Annotated in this window: 30 protein-coding genes; 13 read left to right on the top strand and 17 right to left on the bottom strand. The window is 57.0% G+C overall.

From position 1 onward, the window contains the following. Position 1: 1 nt before the first annotated feature. The 3 genes from AQ981_RS25635 to AQ981_RS02415 are packed head-to-tail and all read right to left on the bottom strand — an operon-like array spanning position 2 to position 2531. Positions 2 to 127, bottom strand: a complete 126-nt coding sequence (locus AQ981_RS25635) for a DUF2474 domain-containing protein (RefSeq protein WP_071608781.1) — start codon at positions 125 to 127, stop codon at positions 2 to 4. Beyond that, on the bottom strand, positions 127 to 1137 hold the full coding sequence (gene cydB, locus AQ981_RS02420; protein ID WP_058910145.1) for a cytochrome d ubiquinol oxidase subunit II: 1011 nt from the start codon (positions 1135 to 1137) through the stop codon (positions 127 to 129). Before cydB ends, AQ981_RS25635 begins: the two co-directional genes overlap by 1 nt. Next, positions 1137 to 2531: a cytochrome ubiquinol oxidase subunit I gene (locus AQ981_RS02415; RefSeq protein ID WP_058910144.1), complete on the bottom strand. Its 1395-nt coding sequence runs from the start codon at positions 2529 to 2531 to the stop codon at positions 1137 to 1139. Before AQ981_RS02415 ends, cydB begins: the two co-directional genes overlap by 1 nt. Positions 2532 to 2756: 225 nt before the next feature. Between AQ981_RS02415 and AQ981_RS02410 the strand changes: the two genes are divergently transcribed. Together AQ981_RS02410 and AQ981_RS02405 are read left to right on the top strand one after the other, a co-directional pair. Continuing rightward, on the top strand, positions 2757 to 3161 hold the full coding sequence (locus AQ981_RS02410; RefSeq protein ID WP_058910143.1) for an acyl-CoA thioesterase: 405 nt from the start codon (positions 2757 to 2759) through the stop codon (positions 3159 to 3161). A 22-nt stretch (positions 3162 to 3183) separates the two neighbouring features. After that, positions 3184 to 4587: an aminotransferase-like domain-containing protein gene (locus AQ981_RS02405; RefSeq protein ID WP_058910142.1), complete on the top strand. Its 1404-nt coding sequence runs from the start codon at positions 3184 to 3186 to the stop codon at positions 4585 to 4587. A 32-nt stretch (positions 4588 to 4619) separates the two neighbouring features. On the opposite strand, the gene AQ981_RS27550 is transcribed toward AQ981_RS02405, so the two are convergent. Continuing rightward, the gene (locus tag AQ981_RS27550; RefSeq protein ID WP_154675891.1) at positions 4620 to 4796 is read right to left on the bottom strand and encodes a TOBE domain-containing protein; all 177 of its coding nucleotides are present in this window, start codon (positions 4794 to 4796) and stop codon (positions 4620 to 4622) included. A 287-nt stretch (positions 4797 to 5083) separates the two neighbouring features. On the opposite strand from AQ981_RS27550, the gene patD reads away from it, so the two are divergent. Beyond that, a complete protein-coding gene (patD, locus tag AQ981_RS02395) occupies positions 5084 to 6508 on the top strand; it encodes an aminobutyraldehyde dehydrogenase (protein WP_058910140.1) in 1425 nt (474 codons plus the stop codon). 805 nt (positions 6509 to 7313) lie between these two features. On the opposite strand, the gene AQ981_RS02390 is transcribed toward patD, so the two are convergent. Further along, the gene (locus tag AQ981_RS02390) at positions 7314 to 7502 is read right to left on the bottom strand and encodes a YegP family protein (protein WP_058910139.1); all 189 of its coding nucleotides are present in this window, start codon (positions 7500 to 7502) and stop codon (positions 7314 to 7316) included. Between the two features lie 337 nt (positions 7503 to 7839). Here AQ981_RS02390 and eco point away from each other — a divergent pair, with 337 nt between their 5' ends. Continuing rightward, positions 7840 to 8340, top strand: coding sequence for a serine protease inhibitor ecotin (eco, locus tag AQ981_RS02385; protein ID WP_058910138.1), 501 nt, complete (start codon positions 7840 to 7842; stop codon positions 8338 to 8340). Between the two features lie 181 nt (positions 8341 to 8521). On the opposite strand, the gene AQ981_RS02380 is transcribed toward eco, so the two are convergent. After that, entirely contained in the window at positions 8522 to 8959 is a 438-nt protein-coding gene (locus AQ981_RS02380; RefSeq protein WP_058910137.1) for a universal stress protein, read from the bottom strand. Positions 8960 to 9159: 200 nt separating this feature from the next. On the opposite strand from AQ981_RS02380, the gene AQ981_RS02375 reads away from it, so the two are divergent. Beyond that, positions 9160 to 9399, top strand: coding sequence for a (4Fe-4S)-binding protein (locus tag AQ981_RS02375; RefSeq protein ID WP_058910328.1), 240 nt, complete (start codon positions 9160 to 9162; stop codon positions 9397 to 9399). A gap of 12 nt (positions 9400 to 9411) precedes the next feature. Continuing rightward, a complete protein-coding gene (locus tag AQ981_RS02370; RefSeq protein WP_058910136.1) occupies positions 9412 to 9690 on the top strand; it encodes a GNAT family N-acetyltransferase in 279 nt (92 codons plus the stop codon). Positions 9691 to 9788: 98 nt separating this feature from the next. Here the strand turns inward: AQ981_RS02370 and AQ981_RS02365 are convergent, their stop codons facing one another. Further along, the gene (locus tag AQ981_RS02365; protein ID WP_058910135.1) at positions 9789 to 11033 is read right to left on the bottom strand and encodes a mechanosensitive ion channel family protein; all 1245 of its coding nucleotides are present in this window, start codon (positions 11031 to 11033) and stop codon (positions 9789 to 9791) included. Between the two features lie 426 nt (positions 11034 to 11459). Here AQ981_RS02365 and AQ981_RS02360 point away from each other — a divergent pair, with 426 nt between their 5' ends. Beyond that, complete coding sequence (locus AQ981_RS02360) at positions 11460 to 12191, top strand: glutamine amidotransferase (protein WP_058910134.1); 732 nt, start codon at positions 11460 to 11462, stop codon at positions 12189 to 12191. Positions 12192 to 12294: 103 nt separating this feature from the next. Beyond that, positions 12295 to 12540 (top strand): DUF2526 family protein, encoded by a 246-nt coding sequence (locus AQ981_RS02355; protein ID WP_058910133.1) that lies wholly within the window; start codon positions 12295 to 12297, stop codon positions 12538 to 12540. Between the two features lie 7 nt (positions 12541 to 12547). Here the strand turns inward: AQ981_RS02355 and AQ981_RS02350 are convergent, their stop codons facing one another. Continuing rightward, positions 12548 to 12997: a DMT family transporter gene (locus tag AQ981_RS02350; RefSeq protein ID WP_058910132.1), complete on the bottom strand. Its 450-nt coding sequence runs from the start codon at positions 12995 to 12997 to the stop codon at positions 12548 to 12550. Continuing rightward, on the bottom strand, positions 12994 to 13512 hold the full coding sequence (locus AQ981_RS02345; protein ID WP_058910131.1) for a GNAT family N-acetyltransferase: 519 nt from the start codon (positions 13510 to 13512) through the stop codon (positions 12994 to 12996). Before AQ981_RS02345 ends, AQ981_RS02350 begins: the two co-directional genes overlap by 4 nt. 35 nt (positions 13513 to 13547) lie before the next feature. Here AQ981_RS02345 and AQ981_RS02340 point away from each other — a divergent pair, with 35 nt between their 5' ends. Next, the gene (locus tag AQ981_RS02340; RefSeq protein ID WP_058910130.1) at positions 13548 to 14159 is read left to right on the top strand and encodes a helix-turn-helix domain-containing protein; all 612 of its coding nucleotides are present in this window, start codon (positions 13548 to 13550) and stop codon (positions 14157 to 14159) included. On the opposite strand, the gene AQ981_RS02335 is transcribed toward AQ981_RS02340, so the two are convergent. Next, a complete protein-coding gene (locus AQ981_RS02335; RefSeq protein ID WP_058910327.1) occupies positions 14156 to 15112 on the bottom strand; it encodes a nickel/cobalt transporter in 957 nt (318 codons plus the stop codon). The genes AQ981_RS02340 and AQ981_RS02335 overlap by 4 nt on opposite strands. A 276-nt stretch (positions 15113 to 15388) precedes the next feature. Here AQ981_RS02335 and AQ981_RS02330 point away from each other — a divergent pair, with 276 nt between their 5' ends. Continuing rightward, a complete protein-coding gene (locus AQ981_RS02330) occupies positions 15389 to 16051 on the top strand; it encodes an FCD domain-containing protein (protein WP_058910129.1) in 663 nt (220 codons plus the stop codon). Between the two features lie 535 nt (positions 16052 to 16586). Beyond that, positions 16587 to 17426 carry an arylamine N-acetyltransferase family protein gene (locus tag AQ981_RS02325; protein ID WP_058910128.1) on the top strand — a complete coding sequence of 280 codons (840 nt, stop codon included), beginning with the start codon at positions 16587 to 16589 and terminating at the stop codon, positions 17424 to 17426. Between the two features lie 51 nt (positions 17427 to 17477). Here AQ981_RS02325 and hcaD read toward each other — a convergent pair whose 3' ends face one another. Genes hcaD through hcaE form a run of 5 tightly spaced genes read right to left on the bottom strand, consistent with a single transcriptional unit; the run spans position 17478 to position 21697 of the window. Beyond that, positions 17478 to 18683, bottom strand: a complete 1206-nt coding sequence (hcaD, locus tag AQ981_RS02320) for a 3-phenylpropionate/cinnamic acid dioxygenase ferredoxin--NAD(+) reductase subunit (RefSeq protein ID WP_058910127.1) — start codon at positions 18681 to 18683, stop codon at positions 17478 to 17480. A 10-nt stretch (positions 18684 to 18693) separates the two neighbouring features. Continuing rightward, positions 18694 to 19506: a 3-phenylpropionate-dihydrodiol/cinnamic acid-dihydrodiol dehydrogenase gene (gene hcaB, locus AQ981_RS02315; RefSeq protein ID WP_058910126.1), complete on the bottom strand. Its 813-nt coding sequence runs from the start codon at positions 19504 to 19506 to the stop codon at positions 18694 to 18696. A gap of 3 nt (positions 19507 to 19509) precedes the next feature. Next, positions 19510 to 19821, bottom strand: coding sequence for a 3-phenylpropionate/cinnamic acid dioxygenase ferredoxin subunit (gene hcaC / locus AQ981_RS02310; RefSeq protein WP_058910125.1), 312 nt, complete (start codon positions 19819 to 19821; stop codon positions 19510 to 19512). Beyond that, complete coding sequence (gene hcaF, locus AQ981_RS02305) at positions 19821 to 20339, bottom strand: 3-phenylpropionate/cinnamic acid dioxygenase subunit beta (RefSeq protein WP_058910124.1); 519 nt, start codon at positions 20337 to 20339, stop codon at positions 19821 to 19823. The genes hcaC and hcaF overlap by 1 nt, the downstream gene beginning before the upstream one ends. After that, positions 20336 to 21697 (bottom strand): 3-phenylpropionate/cinnamic acid dioxygenase subunit alpha, encoded by a 1362-nt coding sequence (gene hcaE / locus AQ981_RS02300; RefSeq protein WP_058910123.1) that lies wholly within the window; start codon positions 21695 to 21697, stop codon positions 20336 to 20338. The genes hcaF and hcaE overlap by 4 nt, the downstream gene beginning before the upstream one ends. A 135-nt stretch (positions 21698 to 21832) precedes the next feature. Here hcaE and hcaR point away from each other — a divergent pair, with 135 nt between their 5' ends. Then, on the top strand, positions 21833 to 22717 hold the full coding sequence (gene hcaR, locus AQ981_RS02295; RefSeq protein WP_058910122.1) for a DNA-binding transcriptional regulator HcaR: 885 nt from the start codon (positions 21833 to 21835) through the stop codon (positions 22715 to 22717). Between the two features lie 69 nt (positions 22718 to 22786). Here the strand turns inward: hcaR and AQ981_RS02290 are convergent, their stop codons facing one another. Continuing rightward, complete coding sequence (locus AQ981_RS02290) at positions 22787 to 23302, bottom strand: SRPBCC family protein (RefSeq protein WP_058910121.1); 516 nt, start codon at positions 23300 to 23302, stop codon at positions 22787 to 22789. Positions 23303 to 23435: 133 nt separating this feature from the next. On the opposite strand from AQ981_RS02290, the gene AQ981_RS02285 reads away from it, so the two are divergent. Beyond that, positions 23436 to 24329: a LysR family transcriptional regulator gene (locus tag AQ981_RS02285; protein WP_058910120.1), complete on the top strand. Its 894-nt coding sequence runs from the start codon at positions 23436 to 23438 to the stop codon at positions 24327 to 24329. On the opposite strand, the gene AQ981_RS02280 is transcribed toward AQ981_RS02285, so the two are convergent. Next, a complete protein-coding gene (locus AQ981_RS02280; protein ID WP_058910119.1) occupies positions 24326 to 25135 on the bottom strand; it encodes a DNA-binding transcriptional regulator in 810 nt (269 codons plus the stop codon). The genes AQ981_RS02285 and AQ981_RS02280 overlap by 4 nt on opposite strands. Between the last annotated feature and the right edge of the window lie 353 nt (positions 25136 to 25488).

The following is a 25488-nucleotide window of genomic DNA, read 5'->3' as shown; positions in this document are numbered from 1 at the left end:
ATTACGGGGAACGGAACCCCGCGGCGGTCATCAGCAGGCGAAACAGCAGGCTGATGACGCCAAGCGTCAACACGCTGCCTCCCCACAGGGCCGCCAGCCACAGCAAGCGTTTCCAGAACGGCGCCATCAGTGGTATCCCTCCCCGGACGGTACTTTGCCGCGAAACACCCAGTAGCTCCACGCCGTATAGCCGAGGATCACCGGGATAATGATCAGCGCGCCGACCAGCATAAAACGCTGGCTGGCCGCTGGCGCCGCCGCCTGCCACAGAGTGACATGCGGAGGTATCAGATGCGGCCAGATACTGATGCCCAGCCCGGCGAAACCGAGGAATATCAGCCCCAGCGCCAGCAGGAACGGCTGTATATTGACCTGACTGTCCGTCGCCCGACGCCACAGCAGGAGGCTGAAGGCGGCCACCATCAGCGGTACCGGCAGTAAAAACCAGAAACCCGGCAGACTAAACCAGCGCCGGGCGACGGCTGGCTGAGCCAGCGGCGTCCACAGGCTGATAACCAGAAAAGTCAGCAGCAGTACCGGCAATAACCCACGGGTCAGGCGCCGCATCTGCCGCGCCAGCGGATCCTCCGCTTTGGCGATAAGCCAGGTGGCGCCCAGTAGCCCATACGCCACCACCAGGCCGAAACCGCAGAACAGGGTAAAGGCGTTCAGCCAGTCAAAAGGTCCGCCGGCGTAATGGCGATCGCTGACGGCTATCCCGTTGACTACCGCGCCCGCCACCACCCCCTGGCAGAAGGTGGCCATCAGCGACCCGCCGAGGAAGGCGCCATCCCAGAAGCGACGATGGGCGGCCGGAGCTTTAAAACGAAATTCAAACGCCACGCCGCGAAAGATCAGCCCGATCAGCATCAGGGTCAGCGGGATCGCCAGGGCGTCGATAATCACCGCATAGGCGAGAGGGAAGGCGCCAAACAGCGCGGCGCCGCCCAGCACCAGCCAGGTTTCATTACCGTCCCAGACCGGGGCTACGCTGTTGACCATCACGTCGCGCCCGGCGGCGTCCGGCACCAGCGGAAACAGAATGCCCACCCCGAGGTCGAAACCGTCCATCACGATGTACATCAGAATGGCGAAAATAATGATCGCGAACCAGATCAGCGATAAATCAATAGCCATTAGCGTAGCTCTCCATCTGGAATGGCCGACAGCGGGCGCGCCGGCGTGCCGGACGCGGGAACGGGCAGTGTGTGCAGCGGCGGCGGACCCTTGCGAATCAGGCGCATCATGTACAGATAGCCGACGCCGAACACGGAACAGTAAACCACCAGGAAGGCCAGCAGGCTGACGCTCATATGCAGCTCACCGTGGGCGGAAACCGCATCGCGGGTGCGCTGCAGTCCATAGACCACCCACGGCTGGCGGCCAACCTCGGTCGTTACCCATCCGGCCAGGATCGCCAGCAGGCCGCTCGGCCCCATCCACAGCGCAAAGCACAGGAAAGGGCGGCTGTGATACAGGCGCTGCCGGTAGCGCAGCCACAGGGCGATCGCGCCGAGCAGGATCATCAGGACGCCAAGCCCGGCCATGATGCGAAATGACCAGAACACCACCAGTGAATTCGGGCGATCGGCGGCGGGAAACTCTTTCAGCGCCGGCACCTGGCGCCCGAGACTGTGGGTGAGGATCAGGCTACCCAGTGCGGGGATTTTCACAGCATAGCGGGTCTCTTCGCGCTGCATGTCCGGCCAGCCCACCAGAATCAGCGGTGTCGCTTCGCCGGGCGGATTTTCCCAGTGCCCTTCGATAGCGGCGATTTTCGCCGGCTGATACGCCAGGGTGTTCAGCCCGTGGAGATCGCCAATCACCGCCTGCAATGGGGCGACAATCAACGTCATCCCCAGCGCCATGGTAAACATGCGGCGGATTGCCGGGGTATCGTTGCCGCGCAGCAGGTGCCAGGCCGCCGAGGCGCTGACGAACAGTGCGCTGCTGAGAAACGCCGCGGTACTCATATGCAACAGCCGGTAAGGGAAGGAAGGATTAAATACCACCGCCAGCCAGTCGACCGGCACTACCTGGCCATCAATGATTTCGTGGCCCTGCGGGGTCTGCATCCAGCTATTGGATGAGAGGATCCAGAAGGTGGAGATAATGGTCCCCAGCGCCACCATGCAGGTAGCGAAGAAATGCAGCCCCGGCCCGACCCGGTTCCAGCCAAACAGCATCACGCCAAGAAAGCCTGCTTCCAGGAAGAAAGCGGTCAGCACTTCATAAGTAAGCAGCGGACCGGTAATACTGCCGGCGAACTGCGAAAAGCCGCTCCAGTTAGTGCCGAACTGAAAGGCCATTACCAGCCCGGAGACCACCCCCATCCCGAAGTTAACGGCAAAGATTTTTGCCCAGAAGTGCCACAGCGAGAGCCAGACCGGATTGCGACGCCGCAGCCATAGCCATTCCAGCACCGCCAGATAGCTGGCGAGACCAATGGTGATCGCCGGGAAAATAATATGAAAAGAGACCGTAAAGGCGAACTGAATCCTCGCCAGATTAAATGCATCGAGTGCTAACATCACTACCTCGTGACAGCCAATGACCTGGCGCTATGCTAACCAGCGGCGTTTGCCGGGGGCAGAAACAGAAATGTGATATTTACCTATAACAGTTTATTAAAAATGGATATTAATAATTAACTGATATAATTTGTGGTGATAAAAGCGCTTCTGGAGGCCTCTTTTGGTTAAATTATTGTTATGATGATGTCCCATTGATGTCATCAACAGTAAGAGCTATGCAGTATGAGCAGTCAGAATAGCGAGCAGATGGAACAAAAAATCGCCCAGTCAGAAACTCGCGTCGCGAAAGTCGTTTTCCCCACTACCACCAACCACCACTCCACACTGTTTGGCGGCACCGCCCTGGCATGGATGGATGAGGTATCGTTTATTACCGCTACGCGCTTTTGCCGCAAGCGGCTGGTGACGGTATCGACTGAAAAAATCAACTTTCGCCATCCGATCCCCTCCGGCACCATTGTGGAACTGGCGGGAAAAGTGACCCGGGTAGGCAATACCAGCCTGACCGTAACGGTGACCATTTTCCTTGAGGATATGTACCGGGAAGGGCGGGAAGAGGTGATCCACGGTCAGTTTAACTTTGTGGCGGTGGACGATAACGGTAAGCCGACGCCGCTGTTTCAGTAACTGACGCCGTCAGGAGCCGAACATGAAGAAATATCAGCGGCTGGCCAGGCAAATCGCCGACCAGATTGAGATGGGGGTCTGGCTACCCGGGGATCGTTTACCTTCACTGCGCGAGCAGGTCGCCCATAGCGGGATGAGTTTTATGACCGTCAGCCACGCCTATCAAACCCTGGAAAGCCAGGGAACTATCGTGGCTCGCCCCCAGTCCGGTTACTATGTCGCGCCGCGACCGGGAGCGCTGAAACGCCAGCCGGTCAGCGTAATGCGCGATGAAGCCGTTGATATCAATACCTATATTTTTGAGGTGCTGCAGGCCAGTTGCCGCGCCAACGTGGTGCCGTTCGGCTCGGCGTTTCCCGATCCGCGTTTGTTCCCTCTCAGCCAGTTAAATCGCTCGCTGGCCCGGGTGAGCAAGACCGCAACCGCGGTAAGCGTGATCGACAGCCTTCCGCCGGGTAACGAGGCGTTGCGTCACGCTATCGCCCGGCGCTATGCGGCCCAGGGAATCAATGTGTCGCCCGATGAAATTGTGGTGACCGCCGGCGCCCTTGAGGCGCTCAACCTTAGCCTGCAGGCGGTTACTGCTCCCGGCGACTGGGTGGTGGTGGAAAGCCCGTGTTTTTATGGCGCGCTACAGGCGCTGGAACGGCTACGTCTCAAAGCGCTGGCGGTGCCGGCGGATATTCATGAAGGGATCGATCTGGCGGCGCTGGAAGAGGCGCTGGCCAATAACCCGGTCAAAGCCTGTTGGTTGATGACCAACGGTCAGAATCCGCTGGGATTTACTCTCAGCGCCGAGAAAAAACAGCAGTTGATCGCGCTACTGAACCGCTATGGGGTGGCGCTGATTGAAGACGATGTTTATAGCGAACTGTACGCCGGACGCGATAAACCGCTGCCAGCCAGGGCATGGGACAGCAGTGGTAATACGCTGCACTGCTCGTCGTTTTCTAAATCGCTGGTGGCCGGATTTCGTATCGGCTGGGTGGCGGCGGGTAAACACGCCCGGCGCGTTCAGCAACTGCAACTGATGAGTACCCTGTCCACCAGTTCCCCGATGCAACTGGCGGTGGTGGACTATCTGGCGACCCGCCGCTATGACAGCCACCTGCGCCGCCTGAGGCGTACGCTGGCGGAGCGCAAGCAGCAGGCATACCAGGCGCTGTGCCGCCATTTGCCACCGGAAGTGGTGGTCCACAACAGTAGCGGCGGTTACTTTCTGTGGGTAGAACTGCCGGAAACCATGGATGCCAGCGCGCTGAGCGAAGCGGCGCTACAGCACCAGATCAGCATCGCCCCGGGAAAAATGTTTACCACCAGTCTCGCCTGGCATCACTGTTTTCGCCTTAATGCGTCATGGGCGTGGGGCGAGCGGGAAGAGCAGGCGGTAATAACGCTGGCGCGGTTGATGCGTGAGGGGAGATAAATCCCCCGGCACTGACGCCGGGGCATGGGCGATCAGGTTTTAACGGCGATCGGCACTGACGAGACTTTAATAAGCGCTACCACGCGGCCGGTTTCTTTCCGGCTCATCTTTCCTTCATCTCTGAGCGACAGTTTAATTTCATCATTGACTACGCCGTCGGCAATATGGCTGATTTTACCCGTTAATTGATTGCTGGCTGGAATGGTCATCAGAATCTCCTTATGGGTCAAAAACCGGTTGCAGGTCACGCCATTGGAAATATCAATAGTTCCGTCGCACGCCGCGCCCCTGTCTACACTGTTAAAAACAATGGTCACCAGAGTGCTGAATCACTCCCGGGGGAACATACCCCGGATGGGCAGCAGAACGCGCTGCCCGTCACAGAATAGTGAAAAGGTATCTTTTTTGCAGGATAGATAATCAATCGGCAACCAAAGTTTTAACGGTGGGGCGAAAAAGCCTTGTGCTGACAGGCAGACAACCAACGGGTGATACCATGCATAGCCAGCTGTTAATTGATGGTCAGTTAGTGAACGGTGCCGGCGAGACGCTGGCGATTTATAACCCGGCCAGCGGAGAGGTGGTACTGGAGGCGGCGCAGGCCAGCCTGCAACAGGTGGATGACGCCGTGCAGGCGGCGGATCGCGCGTTTGACGCATGGCGCCAGACCACGCCAAAAACCCGCTCAGAGTGTCTGTTGGCGCTGGCGGCGGCCATTGAGCAACAGGCTGAGGAGTTTGCCCGGCTGGAGTCTCTGAACTGCGGCAAACCGCTGCACTGCGTATTAAATGATGAGATACCGGCCGTGGTGGACGTGCTGCGCTTCTTTGCCGGCGCCAGCCGCTGTCTGAGCGGACTGGCGGCCGGAGAGTATCTGGAGGGACATACCTCCATGATCCGCCGCGATCCGATCGGTGTGGTGGCCTCGATAGCTCCGTGGAATTACCCGCTGATGATGGTGGCGTGGAAACTGGCGCCAGCGCTGGCGGCGGGTAATTGTGTGGTCTTAAAACCATCGGAAATCACGCCATTAACCGCCTTTAAGCTGGCGCAACTGGCCAAAGAGATCTTTCCGGCCGGGGTTATCAATATCCTGTTCGGGCTGGGGGCGACGGTGGGCGACAGACTTACCGGTCACGATAAAGTGCGCATGGTGTCATTAACCGGCTCCATCGCTACCGGGGAACACATTCTGCGCCATACGGCGCCAGCGATTAAACGGACTCACATGGAGCTTGGCGGTAAAGCGCCGGTACTGGTATTCGATGATGCGGATTTGCAGGCGGTAGTGGAGGGGATCCGCACGTTTGGTTTTTATAATGCCGGTCAGGACTGCACTGCCGCCTGCCGTATTTACGCCCAGCAGGGGATTTACCCGCAGCTTGTCGAACAGCTGGCACAAGCGGTTGCCAGCCTGAAAGCCGGCGATCCGCAGGATGAAAGCACTGAGCTGGGGCCGTTGTGTTCCCGGGCCCATCTTGAGCGGGTGACCCGCGCGGTCAATGAGGCGAAGGCGCTGGGGCATATCCAGGTACTGACCGGCGGCGAACCGCTGCCGGGGCCGGGTTATTATTTTGCTCCCACGGTACTGGCGGGGGCCAGACAGCAAGACAATATCGTGCGGCGTGAGGTATTTGGCCCGGTGGTGAGTATCACCCCGTTCAGCGATGAAGAGCAGGCCGTCGCCTGGGCGAATGATTCCAGTTATGGGTTAGCCTCCTCGGTGTGGACCCGGGATACCGGGCGCGCGCACCGGGTCAGCGCCCGGCTACAGTATGGCTGCACATGGGTAAATACCCACTTTATGTTGGTCAGTGAAATGCCGCACGGCGGTCAGAAACAGTCCGGCTACGGCAAAGATCTTTCGCTTTACGGGCTGGAAGATTACACGGTGGTACGCCATGTGATGATCAAGCATTAAGCCTTCCGACAGGGTACTCAGCCATGGTCGTGGCGATGCTGAAAAGGAACAAAATATCGCTGAATCAGCGCGGCGATGATTGTTCTTAAAATAGCGGCGGCAACTGGATCTTGCTGCCGCAGTTTATTAATCTGTTCATTACAGCATCACCTGATTTATCGCCAGTACGCTGGCCGATATTCGATGCGGGTTTGCTGATTTTCATAATCGTAAAGTGCTTGAGGATGTATCAGGTATTTCGGTACCAGGCAGATTCCCCCCGGCTCTTTAAATATTCCTCGAGCACTTTACGATTGGGGTAACCAGGAAGTGACTCAATCGCAAAATTCTTTCTGCAAAAGGTAAATCAGGCGCTGTATAGTCTGAAGCGGTTTTACCCTGTGGTCACCGTACCGCAGTGCGCGAAAGTTTAGCCCAGTGTCCGTATTACAGATTTTACGGCTCTTCCTATAGTGACTTTATTAGCCCGGGTAATCACGGGCTTTTTTTATGCCGTCAGGTGGGCGGGGCACTGGCATCGCAGTCAGTACGGATAGTCCAGCTCTACCAGCGTATAACTGCACCGTACTTTGAAAATTCATCATCAGGGCGGTCATTGACGTCAGCAGTAAGGTGAATAGCCCGAAAAACAAACCAGCTCCTTTTAATGCTTATTTTGGTGGTTAAATATAACCGCTGCGGGAGATTGTGCCAGGTGTAGTTCTTTTTCTGCTACCAAAACGTCTGGTTAGCGATAAGCGATCTGATGCTGCGCGGTAGGGGACAATAAATAGCGGGACCGTTTGGCCCCGCCAGGGAGATAGGGTTACACCGTTTCGTCTTTGATGGTGTCGCTGGGGCCGTTTTTCTGTACCGAAGCAATCCCTTTTTTCGCCGCCTCTTTTGAGGAGTACATTTCGCTGGTGGCGATGGTTTCGTGGTTATCCGCCTTCAGTAAAAAATACCATGGCTGTGTTGAGCTCTTTTCTGACTTCTTGATCACATAATAACCCATGATGTTTCCTTAGTTGCTGTAGAGGGTGCTCTATTTATTTAGGCTACGGCAGCCGTTTCCGCCAGGGGGCCTGACGCAGAAGAAAAAAAGCCCGCATCAGCGACGACGCGGGCAAGTAATACTGGAAGCAATGTGAGCAATGTCGTTATCAAACACCTGTTGTGGCGCTAAGGCATTTGATGTTGTTAATGATATTCATTCTCATTTAAAAATAAAGCGATTTTGTTGATTTTAGTAAACATCAGGTAATAACAGGATTTATCTGATGCGCCTGCGGTACCGGAGCCTGGAGGGGTGTGCTAGTCTGCGCGCGGGTTTATTAAGTAAAGGATGAAGAATGAAAATTACCTCAACACTGATTCTGGGGCTCTGTGCCGCGGCCATATCCACAGGTGCTCTGGCCAGCGAGAAACCGGAAAGTCAGCCGCTTGAAAAAGTGGCGCCTTATCCGCAGGCAGAGCAGGGAATGAAAAGACAGGTAATTTATCTGCCAGAGCAGCAGGATGAAGATCTGTTTAAAGTGGAACTGCTGATTGGTCAGGTGCTGGAGGTGGACTGCAATCGCCATATGATTGGCGGCGAGTTTGGCCGGAAAACCCTGGAGGGCTGGGGCTATGACTACTATGTTTTTGACAAGCTGGCGGCGCCGGCCTCCACCATGATGGCCTGTCCGGATAATCAGAAACATAGCGCCTTTGTCAGTGCGCCGCTGGGCGAGAAAGGGTTTATTCGCTACAACAGCAAATTACCGATTGTGGTCTACACACCGGAAAAAGTAGAAGTTCGCTATCGTATCTGGCAGGCCGGGCAGGATATTTTGCCGGCGCTGAATAAGTAACCAGACAGTACGATGATAAAGGGCCGGGTTTTCCGGCCCTTTATACGACTGCCAAAGGAAAATGCGTGGTTTTTCCTTTGTGGTTATCAGCCGGATTTTGCTTGTTTGTTAGCTGCCGGTGCGGCAATGATAAAGGGCCGGATGACCGGCCCTGACTGGTTTCAACGACCCATATTACCCGTCAGCGTGCCACCAGTACCGAGGTTTTCGCATAGCGCACCACCGAAGAGGCCGTAGAGCCTAACAGGTAGGTGGACACGTTAGGGCGGCGCGACGCCACAATAATCAAGTCGGCCTTAATTTCTTCCGCCAGCCACAGAATGCGATCCCGCGGCGCGCCGATTTCCACGCTGCACTGGACGCGATCCTCAGGGATCCCGAAGACTTTCACCGCTTCTTTCAGCTTCTCCAGCGCCGATTTCGCCCGGTCGCTGTCGCCGGGCAGCAGATTCTCCGGCGGTAGATAGCTGTATTCATAGAATGTCGCCATCGGGGTAATCACGGCCACAAAATGCACCTGCGCGTCGCCATCCAGCGCGTGGGTTTGTACGTGAGGGACAACTTTCTGTGTAAGCTCTTCTTCCGTGATATCCACGGGCACCAGAATCGTCTTGTACATAAAACCTCCTGTGTCATTTTTATTCCTTAATAAGTGTAGGCGAATATGCTGCGGGATGTGGTGCGATGGCGCGCAAAAAACGTTAATTCTCTGCGACATGCGATCCACAAGCTATTTTGAATGATTAACGGGCGGGGAGCCGGTAACTCACCTATAGTTTTTCTGGAAATAGCAAAGCAAACTGAGTGAGCGAGGCGGATATGGAAAAATCATTGGCTGATGCCGGGTATCGCCGGTATCAGGGGGAAAAGATCGATGTCTGGTTTAATACGGCTATCTGCCAGCATTCCGGTAACTGCGTACGCGGCGACAGCCGGCTGTTTAAACTCAGCCGTAAGCCGTGGATCATGCCGGATAACGTCGACCCGCAAACCGTGATGCGGGTAATCGACACCTGCCCGAGCGGCGCGCTGAAATATTGTCTGAAAGACGCTGAATAACGGAGAGGTAAGATGGAGATTCTGGAAGGCAACAACAGTTTTTATGTGAATGATGAGCACGGCAACCGGGTTGCGGAAGTGGTTTTTGTTCCCACCGGCGAACATCTGACCATTATTGAACATACCGAAGTGGACCCCAGCCTGAAAGGGCAAGGGGTTGGCAAACAGTTGGTGGCGCGGGTCGTGGAACGTATGCGCCAGGAAAACCGCAAGATCATTCCCCTGTGTCCGTTTGCCCGGCACGAATTCGACACCACCCGCGCGTATGACGATATTCGCGCCGGCGGCTGACATATAACGCTGTTCTGCCGGGGTGAGAAGCATCTCATTGCCGGACGGTAAAGGAGGACACACCACGTTTTTCCTCCTCTGTCGCCGGCGTGAATCAGTTAACGCAGCGACCCCAGCCCATCGCGCAGATCGTTGCCGGTGGGCGCCTGATGAATGCGCAAGCCAAATTCGCCAATCACCGCAAAGATATGATCGAAAATATCCGCCTGAATCGCCTCATACTCCAGCCAGACCACGGTACTGGTAAAGGCATATATTTCCAGCGGCAGACCGGCGCTGTCTGGCGCCAGTTGGCGCACCATTAGCGTCATATCCTGGCGAATCCGCGGGTGATGGCGCAAATATTCATTCAGATAAGCACGGAAGGTGCCAATATTGGTCATCCGCCGTCCATTGAGCAGGGAATCCTCTGCGATATCATGCTGGCGATTATAATGGCTGATCTGTTGTTTGCGGTCATCAATATAAGGTTTGAGCAGCCGCGACTGAATAAGACGCTGCTCTTCCTGTTCCGATAAAAAATGGATACTGGTGGCATCGATATTAATACTGCGCTTTATTCGCCGCCCGCCGGATTGCGACATTCCGCTCCAGTTTTTAAATGCATCCGAGACCAGCGACCAGGTGGGAATTGTGGTAATGGTATTATCCCAGTTGCGTACCTTGACCGTTGTCAGACCAATATCAATAACCGCGCCGTCCGCGCCATATTTCGGCATTTCCAGCCAGTCGCCGAGCTTCAGCATATTATTAGCGGAAAGCTGAATACCGGCGACCAGCCCGAGTATCGGGTCTTTAAAGACCAGCATCAGGACCGCCGCCATCGCGCCCAGACCGCTAATTAAGATGGCCGGCGACTTACCGATCAACAAAGAGATCATCATAATGCCGATCAGCAGCGTGGCGAGTAGCTTCACCCCCTGGACAATGCCTTTCAGGGGAAACTGCGACGCCAGCGGCAACTTGCGCGACAGATCGTAAATGACGTCCAGCAGGGAGAAAAAGGATAGCAGCGCATACAGCATCACCCACAGCTGGGTGCCAGTAATGACAAAGGCCGCGGTATCGCTGCCTTTCGTCAGCCAGAGCACGGCCTGGAACTGAACAATTATCCCCTGGAGCATAAACGCCAGGCGATGAAATAATTTATTTCCGGTAATGATTTGTAGCCAGAGCCGTGAGCTGGCGGCGGCGCGTTTTTCGAAAGCGCGCAGAACAATTTTATGCAATATCAGATGTACAATAATCGCCGTCAGTAAAATAATGGCCAGAATAACAATCAGCGCTGTACTGTGATTAATTTGGATGCCGTACTGTTGTAGTAAATTTATCAGTTCCTGCATAGCCTCTCCTTAGTAGCGAGTGGGGTATAGTGCCCGCTTTCAGGCGCTAATGCAACGGCTGCCGGGCATCGGCGAATAGGGTTGATGTAAGGCAATGCTGATGCATTATTTTCACTGTGGGTACCGGGTAATAACTCTCAAACATCAATAAAATATCCCGACATGAATATTGATACTTATTCCCCGGCGGTGATGGATGGTTTACGGTTAAGCATAATCGTAGCGTTAATTCCCTGCCATTATGGCGGTGAATGGCGGGCTGTTGCGCATCATTCTCCGGAAGCAGAGATAAAGATATAAATATAAGTTATGAGAAATAGCCCCGGTTGCGCTGCTATGATGATAACAAAGGCGTAACATTGCACCGGGGAACCGGCGCCGATGTCGCAGTGGCGTGTCGGGGTTAATACGATAAGGGGAGAGAAAATGCGAGGTGATTTACCGCTGGTTATCGTTCAAATGGGACATCCGCCGCATGATGTCAGTCGCCTGGTCGGGGAACAGCCGCAGTGGTTTCAGGCGGCGCTCGACACTCCGGCCCGATTGCAGATTGTTTGCCCTTTCGAAGGCGACGCACTGCCGGCGCCGGGTAGCTTTCAGGCGGCGGTGATCTCCGGGTCGTGGTCGATGGTGACGGCGCGCGAAGCCTGGAGTGAACGTACCGCTGGCTGGATCCGCGATGTGATGGATGCCGGGCAGCCGCTACTGGGGATCTGCTATGGCCATCAACTGATGTCCGATGCGCTGGGCGGCGAGGTGGATTACCATCCCCGGGGCAGCGAAGTGGGGCAAAAGGCGGTGACGCTCAACGATGAGGGCCAGGCCGATGCGCTGCTGGCGGGATTACCCGGCCAGTTTGACGCTTTTCTCAGCCATGAGCAGAGTGTTCTTACTCCCCCCGACGGCGCCGTGGTGCTCGGTGCTTCGCAACACGACCGCCACCAGATCATTCGCTACTCCGCGCATGCCCTGTCGGTACAATTCCACCCGGAATTCAGCGCTGATATTATGCGCGCCATTATTACCAGCCGCGCCGAACATCATCATCAGCGCGGCAGGGATGTCGGGGCCATGCTCGCCGGTCTGAACCAGACTCCTGACGCCCACGCGATTTTGCAGCGCTTTGTGCGCCGCTACTGCCTGGCCGACGCCGCATAATCTGAACGGCGCGCTTTTGTACTGCCGCCAGGTGCCATCAGGCCTATAATGACCCGATGATTCTGTGCCGCAGTACTGCGGCGCGTGGTTATCAGGAGGGGTTATGGCACATCTGGAAGAGGTTAAATCCCGGGTTGATGCGGCGATCGCCGAAAGCGTGATCGCCCATATGAATGAATTGTTGATTGCCCTTAGCGAGGATGGCGATCTTAGCCGGGAGGCGCGCTATGAGCAGCAGCAGCGACTGCGCAACGCCATTGCCCGCCACGGTAGGCAATATAAAGAAGATGTTGAGCGCCAGAATGAAGAGCGCCGCGAGCAGTTGACGCGCGGCGGGATAATTAGCTAAGCCGGCGTTAAAACTGGCGGCGAGCCACCAGCCAGGCGCCGGCCACCAGCAGTATAGCGCCGCAAACCGGGCCAGCCAGTTCGCGCAGTGTGATCCCCTGGCTGCGCGCCACATCCATCACCAGCCCGCCGATTAACTGGCTGGCCACCAGCACCGCAATAGTGGTGGCGGCGCCGGCATGCTGGTAGCCGTTTATGCTGGCGAAGACAAAAAACGATCCCAACAGGCCGGGGATCAGGGTCCACCATTTAACCGCGCCGAACAGTTCGCTGACGCCGGCGCTGCCGTGCTGGATCAACAAAATCGCGCTGAACAGCACAATCCCCACCAGCGAGTTAAGCAGCATCGCGATAAGAATCGTCGAAGCGGATTCGGTGATGCGCACCATAATCGTGTTCTGAATCACCAGCCCGATACCGGCGGCAATCAAAAACAGCAGGGTCAGAGAGTGGCTCATTCGCGACTGTCCGGTTCGCTGCGGCTATCAAGCTGCAACTGCATGAAGGTCAGATCCAGCCAACGACCAAACTTGGCGCCAACCTGCGGCATCTGCCCGGTAATGCGAAAACCCAATTGTTCATGCAGTTTAATCGACGCCGCGTTTTGCGATTCGATGGCGGCGATCATCACATGTTTCCCCAACTTTTGCGCTTCGCCGATAAGGTGCTGCATCAGGGTGCGTCCGAGTCCTTTGCCCTGGCTTTGCGGATGAACATACACCGAATGTTCCACCGTATGGCGGTAGCCGTCGAAGGCGCGCCAGTCGCCGAACGAGGCGTAGCCGACGATGCGTTCACCGTCCTGCGCGACCAGCACCGGGTAACCGGCCAGTTGTCGCTGGCCGAGCCAGACCGCGCGGTTCTCGGCATCCACGGTTTTTTCATTCCAGACCGCGGTGGTGTTCTTCACCGCATGGTTATAAATTTCCGCAATGGCCGCGCAATCGCGGGCCTCTCCGTGACGAATCTTCATCTTGATTCCCTGGTCATGTTTACTATAGTGACACTATGAATAATATAGTAGACAGCTTAAATCAACGAATTGGTACGCGTATTCGCATTGAACGTGAATCCCGCGGCTGGTCGGTGAGCGATCTGGCGGAGCGGGCCGGGGTATCCCGGGCGATGGTTCATAAAATTGAGCGTGGCGAAAGTAGCCCGACGGCGGTACTGCTCGGCCGGTTATCCGGCGCTTTCGCTATCAGTATGTCGACGCTGATCGCCCGGGCGGAAATGCAGGAGGGGAGACTACTGCGCCGCGATGAGCAGCCGGTCTGGCGCGATCCGCAAAGCGGCTACCTGCGGCGCCATGTCTCCCCACGCACCGATTTCCCGCTCGACCTGGTACAGATCGACCTTCCTCCAGGCAGCAACATCCCAATGCCCGCCTCGGCCTACACTGATGCCCGCCAGCTGATCTGGGTGCTGAGCGGGGAACTGGTGTTTCTGGAGGGGCGTTCCCGCCACCAGATGCGCGCCGGAGATTGCCTGGCCCTCGGCCCGCCCGGAGATTGTGAATTTATCAACCAGAGCGCCGCCAACTGTAGTTATTTGATTGTGCGCTTTAATGAAGGCCATGCGGGCGTCGTCCAGCGGCCGGGTGTTCAGCCGTCGGATTAGCAGCCGGCGGCGATATAGTCCCCATTGGCGCTCACCGGTACGACAGTGAGAAACAGCACCAGAGCGAAAAGCATCAGCAGTAGCGCGCCGCAGGCGCGAACGGCGAACAGTGTGATGCGCAGCGCCCGCGGAGAAGGCGTAAGCCAGATGCGGCTGACCGTATTGCGCATATGCCCGACCGCCAGCGATAGCCCGGCGATGGACAGCGCGGTGCCGAACGCCATCAGCAGCACGGCAGCCATGCCCCAGGTGACGATCCCCAGGGCGTTGGAAAACAGCAGAATCATGATGGCGCCGCTACAGGGGCGGGCGCCGACAGCGAGAATAACGCCAACATGGGTTTTCCAGTTGCCGCCGTTATAGCCCACGCCGTGCTGGTGACCGCAGCCGCAGTCGGGGCCATGTTGATGCAGCGGGCGCAGAGCGCGGAAGAGCCGGGGTCGGGGTAAAAACTCGCGGCAGGCGCGCCACAGCAGAAAGGCGCCGAACAGGCCGATCAGCACGGCGCTGGCTTTTTCGACATACCAGCGGCTCTGGCTGAGATCGCCGGCGGCAAGATTAAACCCGACAGCGAGTACCCAGACGAAGGCAATAGCGCTGACGCCCTGCATCAGGCTACCGAGGAACGGAACCACCCGGGCGACGGTGGCGCTCTCCTGGTGCGTGGAAAGCCAACTGGTCACGATAAACTTTCCGTGTCCGGGGCCAATAGCGTGTAATACGCCGTAGAAAAACGCGCCGGTCAGCAGCCAGGCGCCGCCGCTGTACTGGTGATCGTTGAGTTGCAGCAGGTACAGCACCAGGTAGCGATGCAGTACGATTTGCTGCTCCAGACACCATTGAATAAAGTCGCTCCAGTAACGGGAAGCGACAATGACGACCAGGATGGCGCTAGCCAACAGACCAAGGCCGATGGAAAACGCTTTGTAGCGGTGCATTACATTAGCCGTCATTTGGGTTTCCGGAATGGCGAGATGGCGCTTGTCTTTCATGTTAATCCACTCTGAGGCGATCGCGACAGGAATTTTCCCGGGCGCTATGAAGGTGGGGGGAAATTTGTTGAACAGGAGGGAGTGATCATATTCGAGAAATAAATGTATCGAAATATTGGATTTTGTGTTGATCAGATGTTAAAAGTTAAGGGTGCTCAGACATAACCTCGGGTTATCTGGCGCACATTTCGTAAAATGGCGCACCCTCCATAAACTGGAGACTGATGAGTAAAAAATATGTTGGAACTGGAAAAAGCACAGCGTATGAGTTTAACCATGCAGGTTGAACTACGGCTGAAGAATGCGTTGATTACCGGCGCGCTTAAACCCGGAGATCGCTTGATTACTAAAGAGATCGCCGGGCAATTGGGTACCAGTATTACCCCGGTTCGTGAGGCACTATTACGGCTGGTCTCTTCCGGCTGTTTACAAGTGACGCCTGCTCAGGCGTTTCAGGTGCCGGATTTACGTCAGGAACGCTATCGGGAAATAAACGGTATCCGTAAAAATCTGGAAACTATGGCTGTCACGGAAGCGATAAAACATATCACTAAGGAACAATTAACGCATCTTCAGCAGCTGTATCAGGAATTCAAAGACGCCAGGGAAAATCTGCAGTACGAAGAGGCGCTGCATAAAAACTTAAAATTTCGCTTTACTCTTTATAGCCATGCCCGTATGCCAACATTACTGGAATTAATCGAACAGCTCTGGATGAGAATTGGCCCTGGCTTTAGTTTTCTTCTTCCAACACCAGATTCCACCGCTCCGGCTCCTCATGATTATGATGCGTTACTCGAGGCCATTGCCGCTAAGGACAGCAATGCGGCGATACGCGCGCTGAGTAAAACCATCGACGAGAGCCTGGAGATTTTTCTGCATCAAAATGCCGTAGCCTGATTTTTGTTGTACATGAATTATTTGTAATACCGCTTGCATTATTGTCCATTATTGTTTACGCCCACTTATTTTTGACCGGATCGTCCATATTTTCGGTTAAAATAAGCTGGGCGTTTTTTATATAAAAAGATATGCGTGTCTCATTTCCTGCGCACATCAGGGCAATGAAAGAGAGTAATTTTTTATCGTTGAGCGCCATGAGAGTCTATTCCGAGATATTTAGTTCAGCATTCATTCATGGTTTATTGATTGGAGAAATATAAATTGCAGTGAGGGGCGCAAAAATAATCGCTGCAGGTCTTTAAGCGTCAGAAAGATTTTTTACTCTGGTGTAAACTTTTGCTGGTAATCTTATACGCGCGTAGACGAAGAAAAATACCCAGCGTAATTTCATCACTATTGAGCCGGCATTGGGCAAAAAATGACAAGCGGCAAACTAAAATCAGCAACCATCGTTTTACGACACAATTAGTTAAAGAGATAATAACCATTCTCTAACCTACAAAAACCACAATAATCTTAGCGGAGAAGCGATATGGATTTTAACCCTGCAGCGTATTTTGCCCGTCTCAACATCGAACCGGTTAGCGGCGCCACGCTGGACAATCTGCGCAGGCTCCACCTGGCCCATACCGGCGCTTTCTGTTTTGAAAATATCGATGTGCTGCTGGAGCGACCGATTGCGACTGACGACGACGCCGTTTTCAACAAGCTGGTACGCGGCGGGCGGGGCGGTTATTGCTATGAGTTGAACGGCCTGTTTGAGCAGGTACTGCGTGGGTGCGGGTTTCAGGTACGCGGGCTGGCGGCGCGGGTGCTGGTGATGAAACCGGCGACAATGCCGCCGCGCACCCACCGTCTGATGCTGGTGACGCTGGAAGGGGAAGCGTGGATCGCTGATGTCGGATTTGGCGGTGTAACGCTAACCGCGCCGTTGCGTCTGGCGTGCCGCGAAGCGCAGCCAACGCCGCACGGGACTTATCGTCTGGTTGAGGAGGGCGGCGATTATCTGTTACTGCGCCAGCATCGTGACGAATGGCAGACCTTGTACCGCTTCGATCTGGAAATACAGTATCCCGCCGATTATCAGGCGGCGAATCACTATACGGCCACCTGGCCGGCGTCGCATTTCCGCCATCAGCTCAAGGTGGCGCGCCAGTTGCCGGATGGTTCAACGCTGGCTTTGTTAAACCGCCGCCTGACTTTCTATCCGCGCGGTGCCGAACCCCGCTCGCGCACCCTTGCCAGCGGCGCCGGGGTGTACCGCACTCTGGAGCAGGAGTTTGGTTTGTGTCTGGCTGATCCGCAGTGGGGGATCAGTGAGCAGGCGTTTTGCGCCATGCTGGAGAGAATCGACCCATCGCCTGCGGATTAAGCGCTGCGCTCGCCGGACGGAATCGTTATCCGCCCGGCGTTGACCGGTCGATTACAACGACTTCAGCGCCACGCTTTCATCAACCAGCCAGGCCGGATCAGGGCGGCAGCCAGACAGGATCAGTTTGCGTAATATCCGTACTTCGCGTCCCTGATTGAGGGCGACGGCGCCGCACAGCGCGCCATCCCGTAGCCGAAACCAGAGCGCTTTGCCCTGTTGCGGGCAGCCGCGCTGCAACCAGCCATCGCCAGACACATCGCCAACAAACTGGAGATTGTCATCATACTGATCGGTCCAGAACCACGGCGGCGAGTGGACCGGTATTGACAGTCCACACATCGCCGCCGCCGCGGTTGCCGCCTGCTGGCTGGCGTTTTCCCAGGTCTCGCGCCGCAGCAGGGTACCGTCCGACTGGCGCACCAGGGTGACATCGCCGGCGGCGTAAATGGCCGGATGCGTTGTCCGGCCAGTGCTGTCCACCACAATGCCATTCGCGGTTTCCAGCCCCGCGCGCTGCGCCAGCGCATCGTTAGCAATAATGCCAATACCGTAGACCACCAGATCGGCATTGAGCGTAACGCCATTTTGCAGGGTCAGGGTGATGCCATTATCGTTGCGCTGCGCCGCTTCGACAGTGGTGCCGAGCTGGAAACGCACTCCCCGGGCGCGATGGCGCGCCAGCAGGTAGTCGCGCACTGGCTCAGGGGCGTTGCGTCCCATGACGACCGGCGCCATTTCCACCACTGTGACGGCGCATCCGCGCTGTACCGCGCTGGAGGCCAGTTCCAGACCAATGGTGCCGGCGCCGACGATGACCACGCGCTGGCCGGAAAACAGCGCCTGACGCAGGCGCATGGCATCCGCGGCGTGGCGCAGAGTGAAACTGGCATCGCCCAGGGCATCAAGCAGCGGATAAGGACGCGCCGCGGCGCCGGTGGCCAGCAGCAGGCGATCCCAGTTCAGAGTACGCCCGTCGTGCAGCGTTAACTGCCGGTTCGCGCTGTCAATGGCCGTGACGGCGGTATTAAGGCGCACATCGACATGATGTTGTCGCCACCACGCTTGCGGTAATACCTCCTGTAGCGCCGGTTGTTCGTCCAGCAGCATGGCCTTGGAGAGCGGCGGACGTTCATAGGGCAGATGCGCTTCGTCGCTCAGTAGCGACAGCGCGCCATCAAAACCCAACTGGCGCAATGTCGCCGCGGCCATCGCCGCAGCCTGTCCGCCGCCGACGATAATAATCGTTTTTACAGTCATGGTCGCTTCCTTACAGATCCAGCCCGGCCGCCACATGGCGGATGCCACGGATGCCCAGTCCGGCGTCGGCGTTGATCATTACCCCACTCAGGGTGCGATTGTTGCGCCGTGAGGCCAGCATCAGGTAGGGACCGGTGAAGTCCGCCGGCTGCGGGAAGAACTGCAGAGGCAATATGGCGGCGATCTTCTCCGGGGTCAGGGACTGCATGATAGAGGTTTCGCTCTGTCCCAGCGCCTGTGGGCCGCGCAGGTCGGTCGCCATACCGCAGGGACCGACGCCGTTGACCCGCACTTTTGGCGCCAGCTCGTAAGCTAACTGGCGAATCAGCCCGCTGGCGGCATGTTTACTGGCGGTATACAACGGCCCTCCGCCGCCGGGATACCACGCGGCATTGGACAGGGTGAAAATGATGCTCCCTTCGCTGGCGATTAACGCCGGGGCGCAGGCTTTAGCGCCCAGCAGATAACCCAGGACATTGACGTTAAACAATTCGTGGAAGCCGCTCTCCAGGCGTTCTGCCGGCGTTCCGACGAGCGAGGCGTTATGGTCCCAGATCCCGGCGTTGCCGATGAAACAGTCGAGACGGCCAAACTGTGACAATGTCACGTCCACCGCGCGCTGATAATCGGTATAGCAGGTGACATTACCCTCGACGGCGACAATATGTTCGCCAAAGCGCTGGCGCAGGCTGGCGACTTTCGCTGGCGAAAGTTCCAGGGTGGCGACCCGGGCGCCTTCTTCAATAAAACGCTCCACCAGCGCCAGCCCCAGTCCGGAGCCGCCGCCGGTCACCAGTATCACTTCATCTTTCAGGTCGCTCATTGGTCACTCCGGTAATTCGATCCACACTTCGCCATCTTCCACATGGACCGGGTAAGTGGTGAGCGGATCGGTGGCGGGCAGGCACAGCGCTTTGCCGGTTTTCAGGCAAAAGCTGGCGGCGTGGAGCGGGCACTCCACGGTAGCGTCGTCTTCAGGGTAACCCTGCGACATGGAGGCGTTACCGTGGCTGCAGCGGTCATTGATGGCATAGAACTCACCGCCCACGTGGAACAGGGCGATGACCGGCGTCGTGTCAAGCCGGAGCGCTTCGCCCTCCGGCAGTGCCCCGGCGGGGCAGGCATGAATACGGCTCATCAGAAAAGGACACTCAAATTGTGGGAAGTAATCACTACCTGATCGAGCACAATATTGCGCTCCAGCAGGCGCCACTGGTCATTATCGGCGCGCCGCACTTTGTCGAAGCGGGTACCGACATAAAACGTCTCATCGCGCTCTTTCTGGGAGCGGTACAGCAGGTAGTTAACCCGTATCGCAAACACATTCGGCACCGACGTTTCATCGACCTGGCAGTTGCTGATCATATGGCGAGTACGGGACGGCGGTTCTTCCGCCCATGCCATACCGGTTTCCAGCCGTGCGATGCGGCGCTCCAGTTGCCCTTTGCTATCGTTAAAGATCCAGGTGGTGGGCGGCTGTACCCCTTTGCGGCGATCCCGGGTCTGAGCATTGACGGTGGTGCGCATGGTGTAGCGCAGGTCGTCATCAAGCAGCGCCAGCCAGTCGCGAAATTGCCAGTCATCGAGCAACACCGCCTCGTGGTAGAGGAACTGGCTGATGCGGTGGTGTAATTCCAGGGAAACCTGCGCGCTCATTTCATCACCTCCTGTTGATATGCTGCGGTCTTGTCCAGCACTTCCTGCCAGCTCTCGCTGCTCAGCAGGTCGGCCCAGCGCTGGTACATACCGCGCGCCGCCGTTTCCGAGAAGATATAGTTAGTAATCCCGGGGATACCGTCATCACGGCGCTTTTCCTGGCCCAGCCCCATTTCCAGACACAACTGGCTGTTACGCGCCTGATAGCCTTTCAGCAGCTTCTGGATTTCGCACCAGTTTTCCGAATCATCCTGCTCAAGGAAACCGGCGGGACCGAAGGCGCGGGTAGCGCTGTTTTCAAAGGCGGCTTTGACTTCATCGGGGGCGGCTTTATCGGCGATACAGAATGCCCAGACCTCCACCTGATCCGGCCCACGCGGATGCCAGACCCGCAGGGTGGCGGTACCGTTCAGCCACGAGAGATTGGGGAACAGGTTGTTATGGCCCGCCAGGCGCAGCGCGCGGGTTTTACCCAGCCGCTGCTCCGCTTCGGCATACGTTTCCCGGTAGTAGCTGGACACCTCACCATCGACCCAGACATTGGCATCGGGCTGTTCGGTGAAGAAGAAGCCGCAGCCGTGACCGTCCTGGCCATACTGCACGGCATCTTTGGCGGTCTCCCAGACCGGGCGCGCGGTCTGGCCATCGCCAAGGCGCTTGTCGCTGCCGTCTTCTTTGGCGCCCAGGACCTGGACGGCGGAGGCGTGACTGAACAGGGCGTGATACTGGTCGCTGGCGAACTGTTCGGTCGGGAATTTCCAGTTACAGTTAATCACCCATTTCTGGATACCGCCGACGATCTCGGTTCCGCCTTCGCGACGATCGAGCACACCGTCCAGATACCAGGCCATATCGCCCAGATAGTCGACCAGCGGCGGGGCGCTGGTGTCCCAGTTGCCAAAGATCAGCCCCTTATAGCTCGCCACGCCGGGAACTTCATTCAGGCCCCAGCGCGATTTGCACAGTCCCTGCGGGTAGGCGCGCGGTTCCAGCGGTACGTCGATCAGTTCGCCGTCGATACCGTAGGACCAGCCGTGATACGGGCAGGTGAACGCGCGGGTGTTGCCGCAGTCGGCATAGCTGACGCGCATCGCCCGGTGGCGGCACTGATTGAGAAACGCCTTGATGCTGCCGTCTTTCTGGCGTACCACCACCACGGCATCTTCACCCATGTAGGTGTTGAAGAAATCGCCGGGGTTGGGGATCTGGCTTTCATGGGCCAGGAATAGCCAGCAGCGGCCAAAGATGCGCTCCAGTTCCAGTTGATAAATGTGCGGATCGGTGTAAATGCGCGGCGTTACCCGGCCTTTTTGGGTATCGATCAGTCGGTAGATGTCTAAATTTGCGTTGGTGGTCATATTTTTTGATCCCGAAACTTAAGATGTATTGACCTTCTTTTTGTGGTGCCTTAAGGATGTTGCGGCCTGGTTATTATTTTGTGAAATAGTTAATAACTACCAGCTAAGACATTTTTTCAATGAGGGGGTAATTCAATGGAATTGAGGCACTTACGCTATTTTGTCGCGGTGGCGCAGGAGCTGAATTTCACCCGTGCCGCTGAAAAACTGCATACGTCGCAGCCCTCATTGAGCAGCCAGATACGGGACCTGGAACAGAGTGTCGGGGTGGCGCTGCTGGAGCGGGATAAGCGTAAAGTGGCGCTGACCGCGGCAGGGGAATGTTTCCTGAATGATGCCCGGTCGATCCTCGCCCAGTCGGAGCAGGCAAAGATGCGCGCCCGGCGGGCGATGATTGCCGACGACCACCTCGGCATCGGTTTTGTGCCCTCCGCCGAAGTCAATCTGCTGCCGAAAGTGCTGCCGCTGCTGCGCCTGGCGCGCCCGGATACCACCATCGAGCTGGTCAGCGTCGTCACCACCGAACAGGAGGAGAAATTGCGCAACGGCGAACTGGATGTCGGGTTGATGCGCCAGCCAGTCCACAGCCCGGATATTGAGTATGTCGAGGTTTTTCATGAACCGCTGGTGGTGGTGATGCCGGCCGGGCATCCGCTGGCCAGCGAGACGCGTATTTCGCCGCAGCAACTGGACGGAGTGGATTTTATCAGCACTGACCCGGCTTATTCCGGCGCGCTGTCGGAGATTGTCGAGCGCTGGTTTATCGGACAGGCGCTAAAGCCGCGGGTGGTGCAGGCGGCGACCAATATTCTGGTGACCATGAATCTGGTGGGTATGGGGCTGGGTGTATCGATTATCCCCGGTTATATGGAAAGTTTTAACACCGGCCAGGTGGTGTTCCGCCCGCTGGAGGGCAAGGCGCCGACCATTGCGTTGCTGATGGCCTGGAAGCGCGACAACCCTAACCCGGTGCTTGAAGAGTTTATCGCGATTGTTAAAGCGCGCACCGGGTGCGGGTAACTGCCTGCCCGGCGCAGGTTACCCGCACCCCCGGGCGGCAGAATCTGCGCCAGTTCAGTCAGCGTTGAATTATTTTTTGTTCGCCAGCGCGGTTTTTGCCAGCCCGTCCAGCCAGGCCTGATGGGCGTTGAGCATCGGGTTCGGGACGGTGATCGCCATTTGCTGCGCCGGTACGCCTGTCTGGCTCTCCTGGGTGAGGATACGCACCCGGTTACCGGGTAAATCTTCCAGCAGCCAGGCGTGCAGAACGTCCAGCGCCTGCTGTTCATTGCCGTCCATCCAGCCGTGCCAGCTCAGACGCGCCGCCCGTCCGGACTGCGGGGCAACCAGCTCGCTGACTTCCGCTTCGATGGGGAAGCTGAAAGTGGTGAAGCGAAAGCGGCTGTCGGGGGCAAGCAGCGGACCGCCGGCATCGTGGAAGCGCACATCGGCGACATTTTCATAATAGCCCGGCCACCAGCGCGTGTCGGTCAGGTAGGGCCAGACGTCGTTGACGCTGAGCCCGGCAATGATCACTTCGTTAGAGACAAAATTATCTGTGGTGCCCGGGGTATATTTTTCCGGCCAGTGAATACTGTTCAGCATGGTATCGTTCCTGTGTGTGAGGGCGCGTTTGCCTGATGCCTGCAGTATAGTCAGCGGCTAAATATAAAAATAATTAACATTCTGGATGATAGATATAAAATGAATTTATATCTTAATCGTTCCCGGAGGCGGCGTGCGCGAACTTCGTCAGCTCGATCTTAATCTGCTCAAAGCCCTTGATGCGCTGCTCGATGAGCGTAGCGTCACTCGCGCCGCCAGCCGTCTGGCGCTCACCCAGCCCGCGGTGAGCGCCATGCTGACCCGCCTGCGCGATAGCTTTGACGATCCGCTGTTTGTTCGCGCCCGCCACGGCATGGTGCCGACAGTAAGAGCGCTGGCGCTGGCTGGCCCGTTGAAGCAGATACTCAGCGATATCGACGCTCTGATGAAACCCGCCCGTTTCGATCCCGCCAGCTCGACGCTGAACATCACCCTGGCGGCGACTGATTACGCTCAGCGGGCCATTGTCCAGCCGCTGTTGCTGGATTTGCTGCGCGATGCGCCGGGGATGCGTGTTGCCGTACAGCCGGTAAACAATGCCCGGGTCCATGAACAACTGGAGAAGGGGGAGATCGATCTGGCGGTCCTCACCGCTGAAACGCTGGCGCCGGATTTGCACGCCCGACGACTGTATGACGAGCGCTACCTGTGCGTGATGCGCGCCGGACATCCGGCTGCGCATGAGCCGATGACGCTGGAGCGCTTTTGTTCGCTGCCGCAGGCGTTGGTCTCTTTTTCCGGGGATCCGTTCAGCGGCGTTACCGATCGCGCGCTGGCGGCGCTGGGAAAAACCCGCCATATCGCTTTATCGGTACAAAGCTTTCTGTTTTTGCTCTCGGTACTGCGGGAAAGCGACCTGATCGGTCTGGTACCGGCGCGCCTGCTGCGCGGCGAAGCGGGGCTGGCGAGCAGTGAAGCGCCGCTGGCGGTACCGGGGTTTACCAAAGTCGCCGCCTGGCATGAGCGTACCCACCACGATGCCGCCCACCGCTGGCTGCGGGAACGGCTGGCGGCGGCGGTGAGTTAATTCTCGATCAGCACTTCCTGCGCATCGACATCCTCTTCAATCTGGCGCGCCACTCGCTGCAGGGCGGTAAGGTATTTTTCCGCCGCCAGCTCAATGGTCATCGCTTTCGCGATATACACCAGATTCAGGCAGCCAATCACCCGACGCTGGCTGCGGATCGGTACGGCAATGGAGGCGATCTTCTCTTCCTGCTGCCAGCCGCCGTAGTTTTCACCGTAGCCGTTGCGCCGCGCGCGCTGGAGAATTTCCTCCAGCCGTACCGGCTCTCTGGCCAACTGGTATTCGTCGCCGGGCCGGGAGGCCAGTAGTTCGATCATCTGCTGGCGCTCGCTGTCCGGGCTGAACGCCAGCCAGGTCAGGCCGGAGGCGGTTTGCAGTAGCGGCAGGCGGCGGCCCACCATGGCGCGGTGAAATGACAGGCGGCTGAAGCGGTGAGTGGTTTCCCGTACTACCATGGCGTCCATATCCGGGGTGGAAACGTCGGTGGGCCAGGCCACTTCGCGCAATAAATCGCCAAGTAGCGGGGCGGCGAGGGCAGAAATCCAATGTTCGTCACGAAATCCTTCACTGAGCTGCCGGACTTTGATGGTTAGCCGGAAACTGTTATCGGAAAAACTTCGTCGCACATAGCCCTCCTGCTGAAGCGTCTCCAGCAGACGATGAACCGTGGTGCGATGCAGGCCGCTAAGCTCCGCCAGCAGGGCGACGCTGGCGCCGCCGTCGAGACGATTTAACAAATTTAATAACATTAACCCGCGGGTTAAACCACGGACGTTTTTGTATTCAGCTTGCGGTTCACGGTTCATGATTACTCATCAAAATTATTTAAAAACAAGCATGTGCACCTGGTGCACATTTGGCCATTTTTTGATTGTAGCGCAAAACCCGCGGCATATACTGGCCTCACTACAAAAAATTCGTTACATACGGATAACATAAAATGAACAACTACCTGTATCTGCATCGCAACTCAACTCTCCGCTCGCGTTTGCGGCGTAGTGGAACCGTCCCCTTGCTCGCCAGGGCTATTTCGCCGTTCGGTGTGTTGTAACGCCAGGTAGCCCCGTCTGCCTGCGCAGACCTGACGCTAAAAACCGTTAATTTCTCTTGCCAGCAAGAGCGGGCCGCCCTTTGTCTGTCGTCCGGCAGCGGAGCCCGC

Source organism: Entomohabitans teleogrylli (assembly GCF_001484765.1).
Classification (GTDB): Bacteria; Pseudomonadota; Gammaproteobacteria; order Enterobacterales; family Enterobacteriaceae; genus Entomohabitans; species Entomohabitans teleogrylli.
The sequence above is the reverse complement of the archived record's forward strand: the minus strand, read 5'-3'. Positions and strand labels throughout refer to the sequence as shown.

Excerpts from the sequence above, each read along its gene's own strand:
- AQ981_RS02410 (WP_058910143.1), top strand. The coding sequence starts at position 2,757 with ATGAGCAGTCAGAATAGCGAGCAGATGGAACAAAAAATCGCCCAGTCA.
- AQ981_RS25635 (WP_071608781.1), bottom strand. The coding sequence starts at position 127 with ATGGCGCCGTTCTGGAAACGCTTGCTGTGGCTGGCGGCCCTGTGGGGA.
- AQ981_RS02375 (WP_058910328.1), top strand. The coding sequence starts at position 9,160 with ATGGAAAAATCATTGGCTGATGCCGGGTATCGCCGGTATCAGGGGGAA.
- hcaD (WP_058910127.1), bottom strand. The coding sequence starts at position 18,683 with ATGACTGTAAAAACGATTATTATCGTCGGCGGCGGACAGGCTGCGGCG.
- AQ981_RS02370 (WP_058910136.1), top strand. The coding sequence starts at position 9,412 with ATGGAGATTCTGGAAGGCAACAACAGTTTTTATGTGAATGATGAGCAC.
- AQ981_RS02345 (WP_058910131.1), bottom strand. The coding sequence starts at position 13,512 with ATGAAGATTCGTCACGGAGAGGCCCGCGATTGCGCGGCCATTGCGGAA.
- AQ981_RS02280 (WP_058910119.1), bottom strand. The coding sequence starts at position 25,135 with ATGAACCGTGAACCGCAAGCTGAATACAAAAACGTCCGTGGTTTAACC.
- AQ981_RS02365 (WP_058910135.1), bottom strand. The coding sequence starts at position 11,033 with ATGCAGGAACTGATAAATTTACTACAACAGTACGGCATCCAAATTAAT.
- AQ981_RS02335 (WP_058910327.1), bottom strand. The coding sequence starts at position 15,112 with ATGACGGCTAATGTAATGCACCGCTACAAAGCGTTTTCCATCGGCCTT.
- patD (WP_058910140.1), top strand. The coding sequence starts at position 5,084 with ATGCATAGCCAGCTGTTAATTGATGGTCAGTTAGTGAACGGTGCCGGC.
- AQ981_RS02355 (WP_058910133.1), top strand. The coding sequence starts at position 12,295 with ATGGCACATCTGGAAGAGGTTAAATCCCGGGTTGATGCGGCGATCGCC.
- AQ981_RS02380 (WP_058910137.1), bottom strand. The coding sequence starts at position 8,959 with ATGTACAAGACGATTCTGGTGCCCGTGGATATCACGGAAGAAGAGCTT.
- cydB (WP_058910145.1), bottom strand. The coding sequence starts at position 1,137 with ATGGCTATTGATTTATCGCTGATCTGGTTCGCGATCATTATTTTCGCC.
- hcaR (WP_058910122.1), top strand. The coding sequence starts at position 21,833 with ATGGAATTGAGGCACTTACGCTATTTTGTCGCGGTGGCGCAGGAGCTG.
- hcaC (WP_058910125.1), bottom strand. The coding sequence starts at position 19,821 with ATGAGCCGTATTCATGCCTGCCCCGCCGGGGCACTGCCGGAGGGCGAA.
- AQ981_RS02360 (WP_058910134.1), top strand. The coding sequence starts at position 11,460 with ATGCGAGGTGATTTACCGCTGGTTATCGTTCAAATGGGACATCCGCCG.
- AQ981_RS02325 (WP_058910128.1), top strand. The coding sequence starts at position 16,587 with ATGGATTTTAACCCTGCAGCGTATTTTGCCCGTCTCAACATCGAACCG.
- AQ981_RS02340 (WP_058910130.1), top strand. The coding sequence starts at position 13,548 with ATGAATAATATAGTAGACAGCTTAAATCAACGAATTGGTACGCGTATT.
- AQ981_RS02415 (WP_058910144.1), bottom strand. The coding sequence starts at position 2,531 with ATGTTAGCACTCGATGCATTTAATCTGGCGAGGATTCAGTTCGCCTTT.
- AQ981_RS02350 (WP_058910132.1), bottom strand. The coding sequence starts at position 12,997 with ATGAGCCACTCTCTGACCCTGCTGTTTTTGATTGCCGCCGGTATCGGG.
- AQ981_RS02390 (WP_058910139.1), bottom strand. The coding sequence starts at position 7,502 with ATGGGTTATTATGTGATCAAGAAGTCAGAAAAGAGCTCAACACAGCCA.
- hcaB (WP_058910126.1), bottom strand. The coding sequence starts at position 19,506 with ATGAGCGACCTGAAAGATGAAGTGATACTGGTGACCGGCGGCGGCTCC.
- AQ981_RS02405 (WP_058910142.1), top strand. The coding sequence starts at position 3,184 with ATGAAGAAATATCAGCGGCTGGCCAGGCAAATCGCCGACCAGATTGAG.
- eco (WP_058910138.1), top strand. The coding sequence starts at position 7,840 with ATGAAAATTACCTCAACACTGATTCTGGGGCTCTGTGCCGCGGCCATA.
- hcaE (WP_058910123.1), bottom strand. The coding sequence starts at position 21,697 with ATGACCACCAACGCAAATTTAGACATCTACCGACTGATCGATACCCAA.
- hcaF (WP_058910124.1), bottom strand. The coding sequence starts at position 20,339 with ATGAGCGCGCAGGTTTCCCTGGAATTACACCACCGCATCAGCCAGTTC.
- AQ981_RS02330 (WP_058910129.1), top strand. The coding sequence starts at position 15,389 with ATGTTGGAACTGGAAAAAGCACAGCGTATGAGTTTAACCATGCAGGTT.
- AQ981_RS02290 (WP_058910121.1), bottom strand. The coding sequence starts at position 23,302 with ATGCTGAACAGTATTCACTGGCCGGAAAAATATACCCCGGGCACCACA.
- AQ981_RS27550 (WP_154675891.1), bottom strand. The coding sequence starts at position 4,796 with ATGACCATTCCAGCCAGCAATCAATTAACGGGTAAAATCAGCCATATT.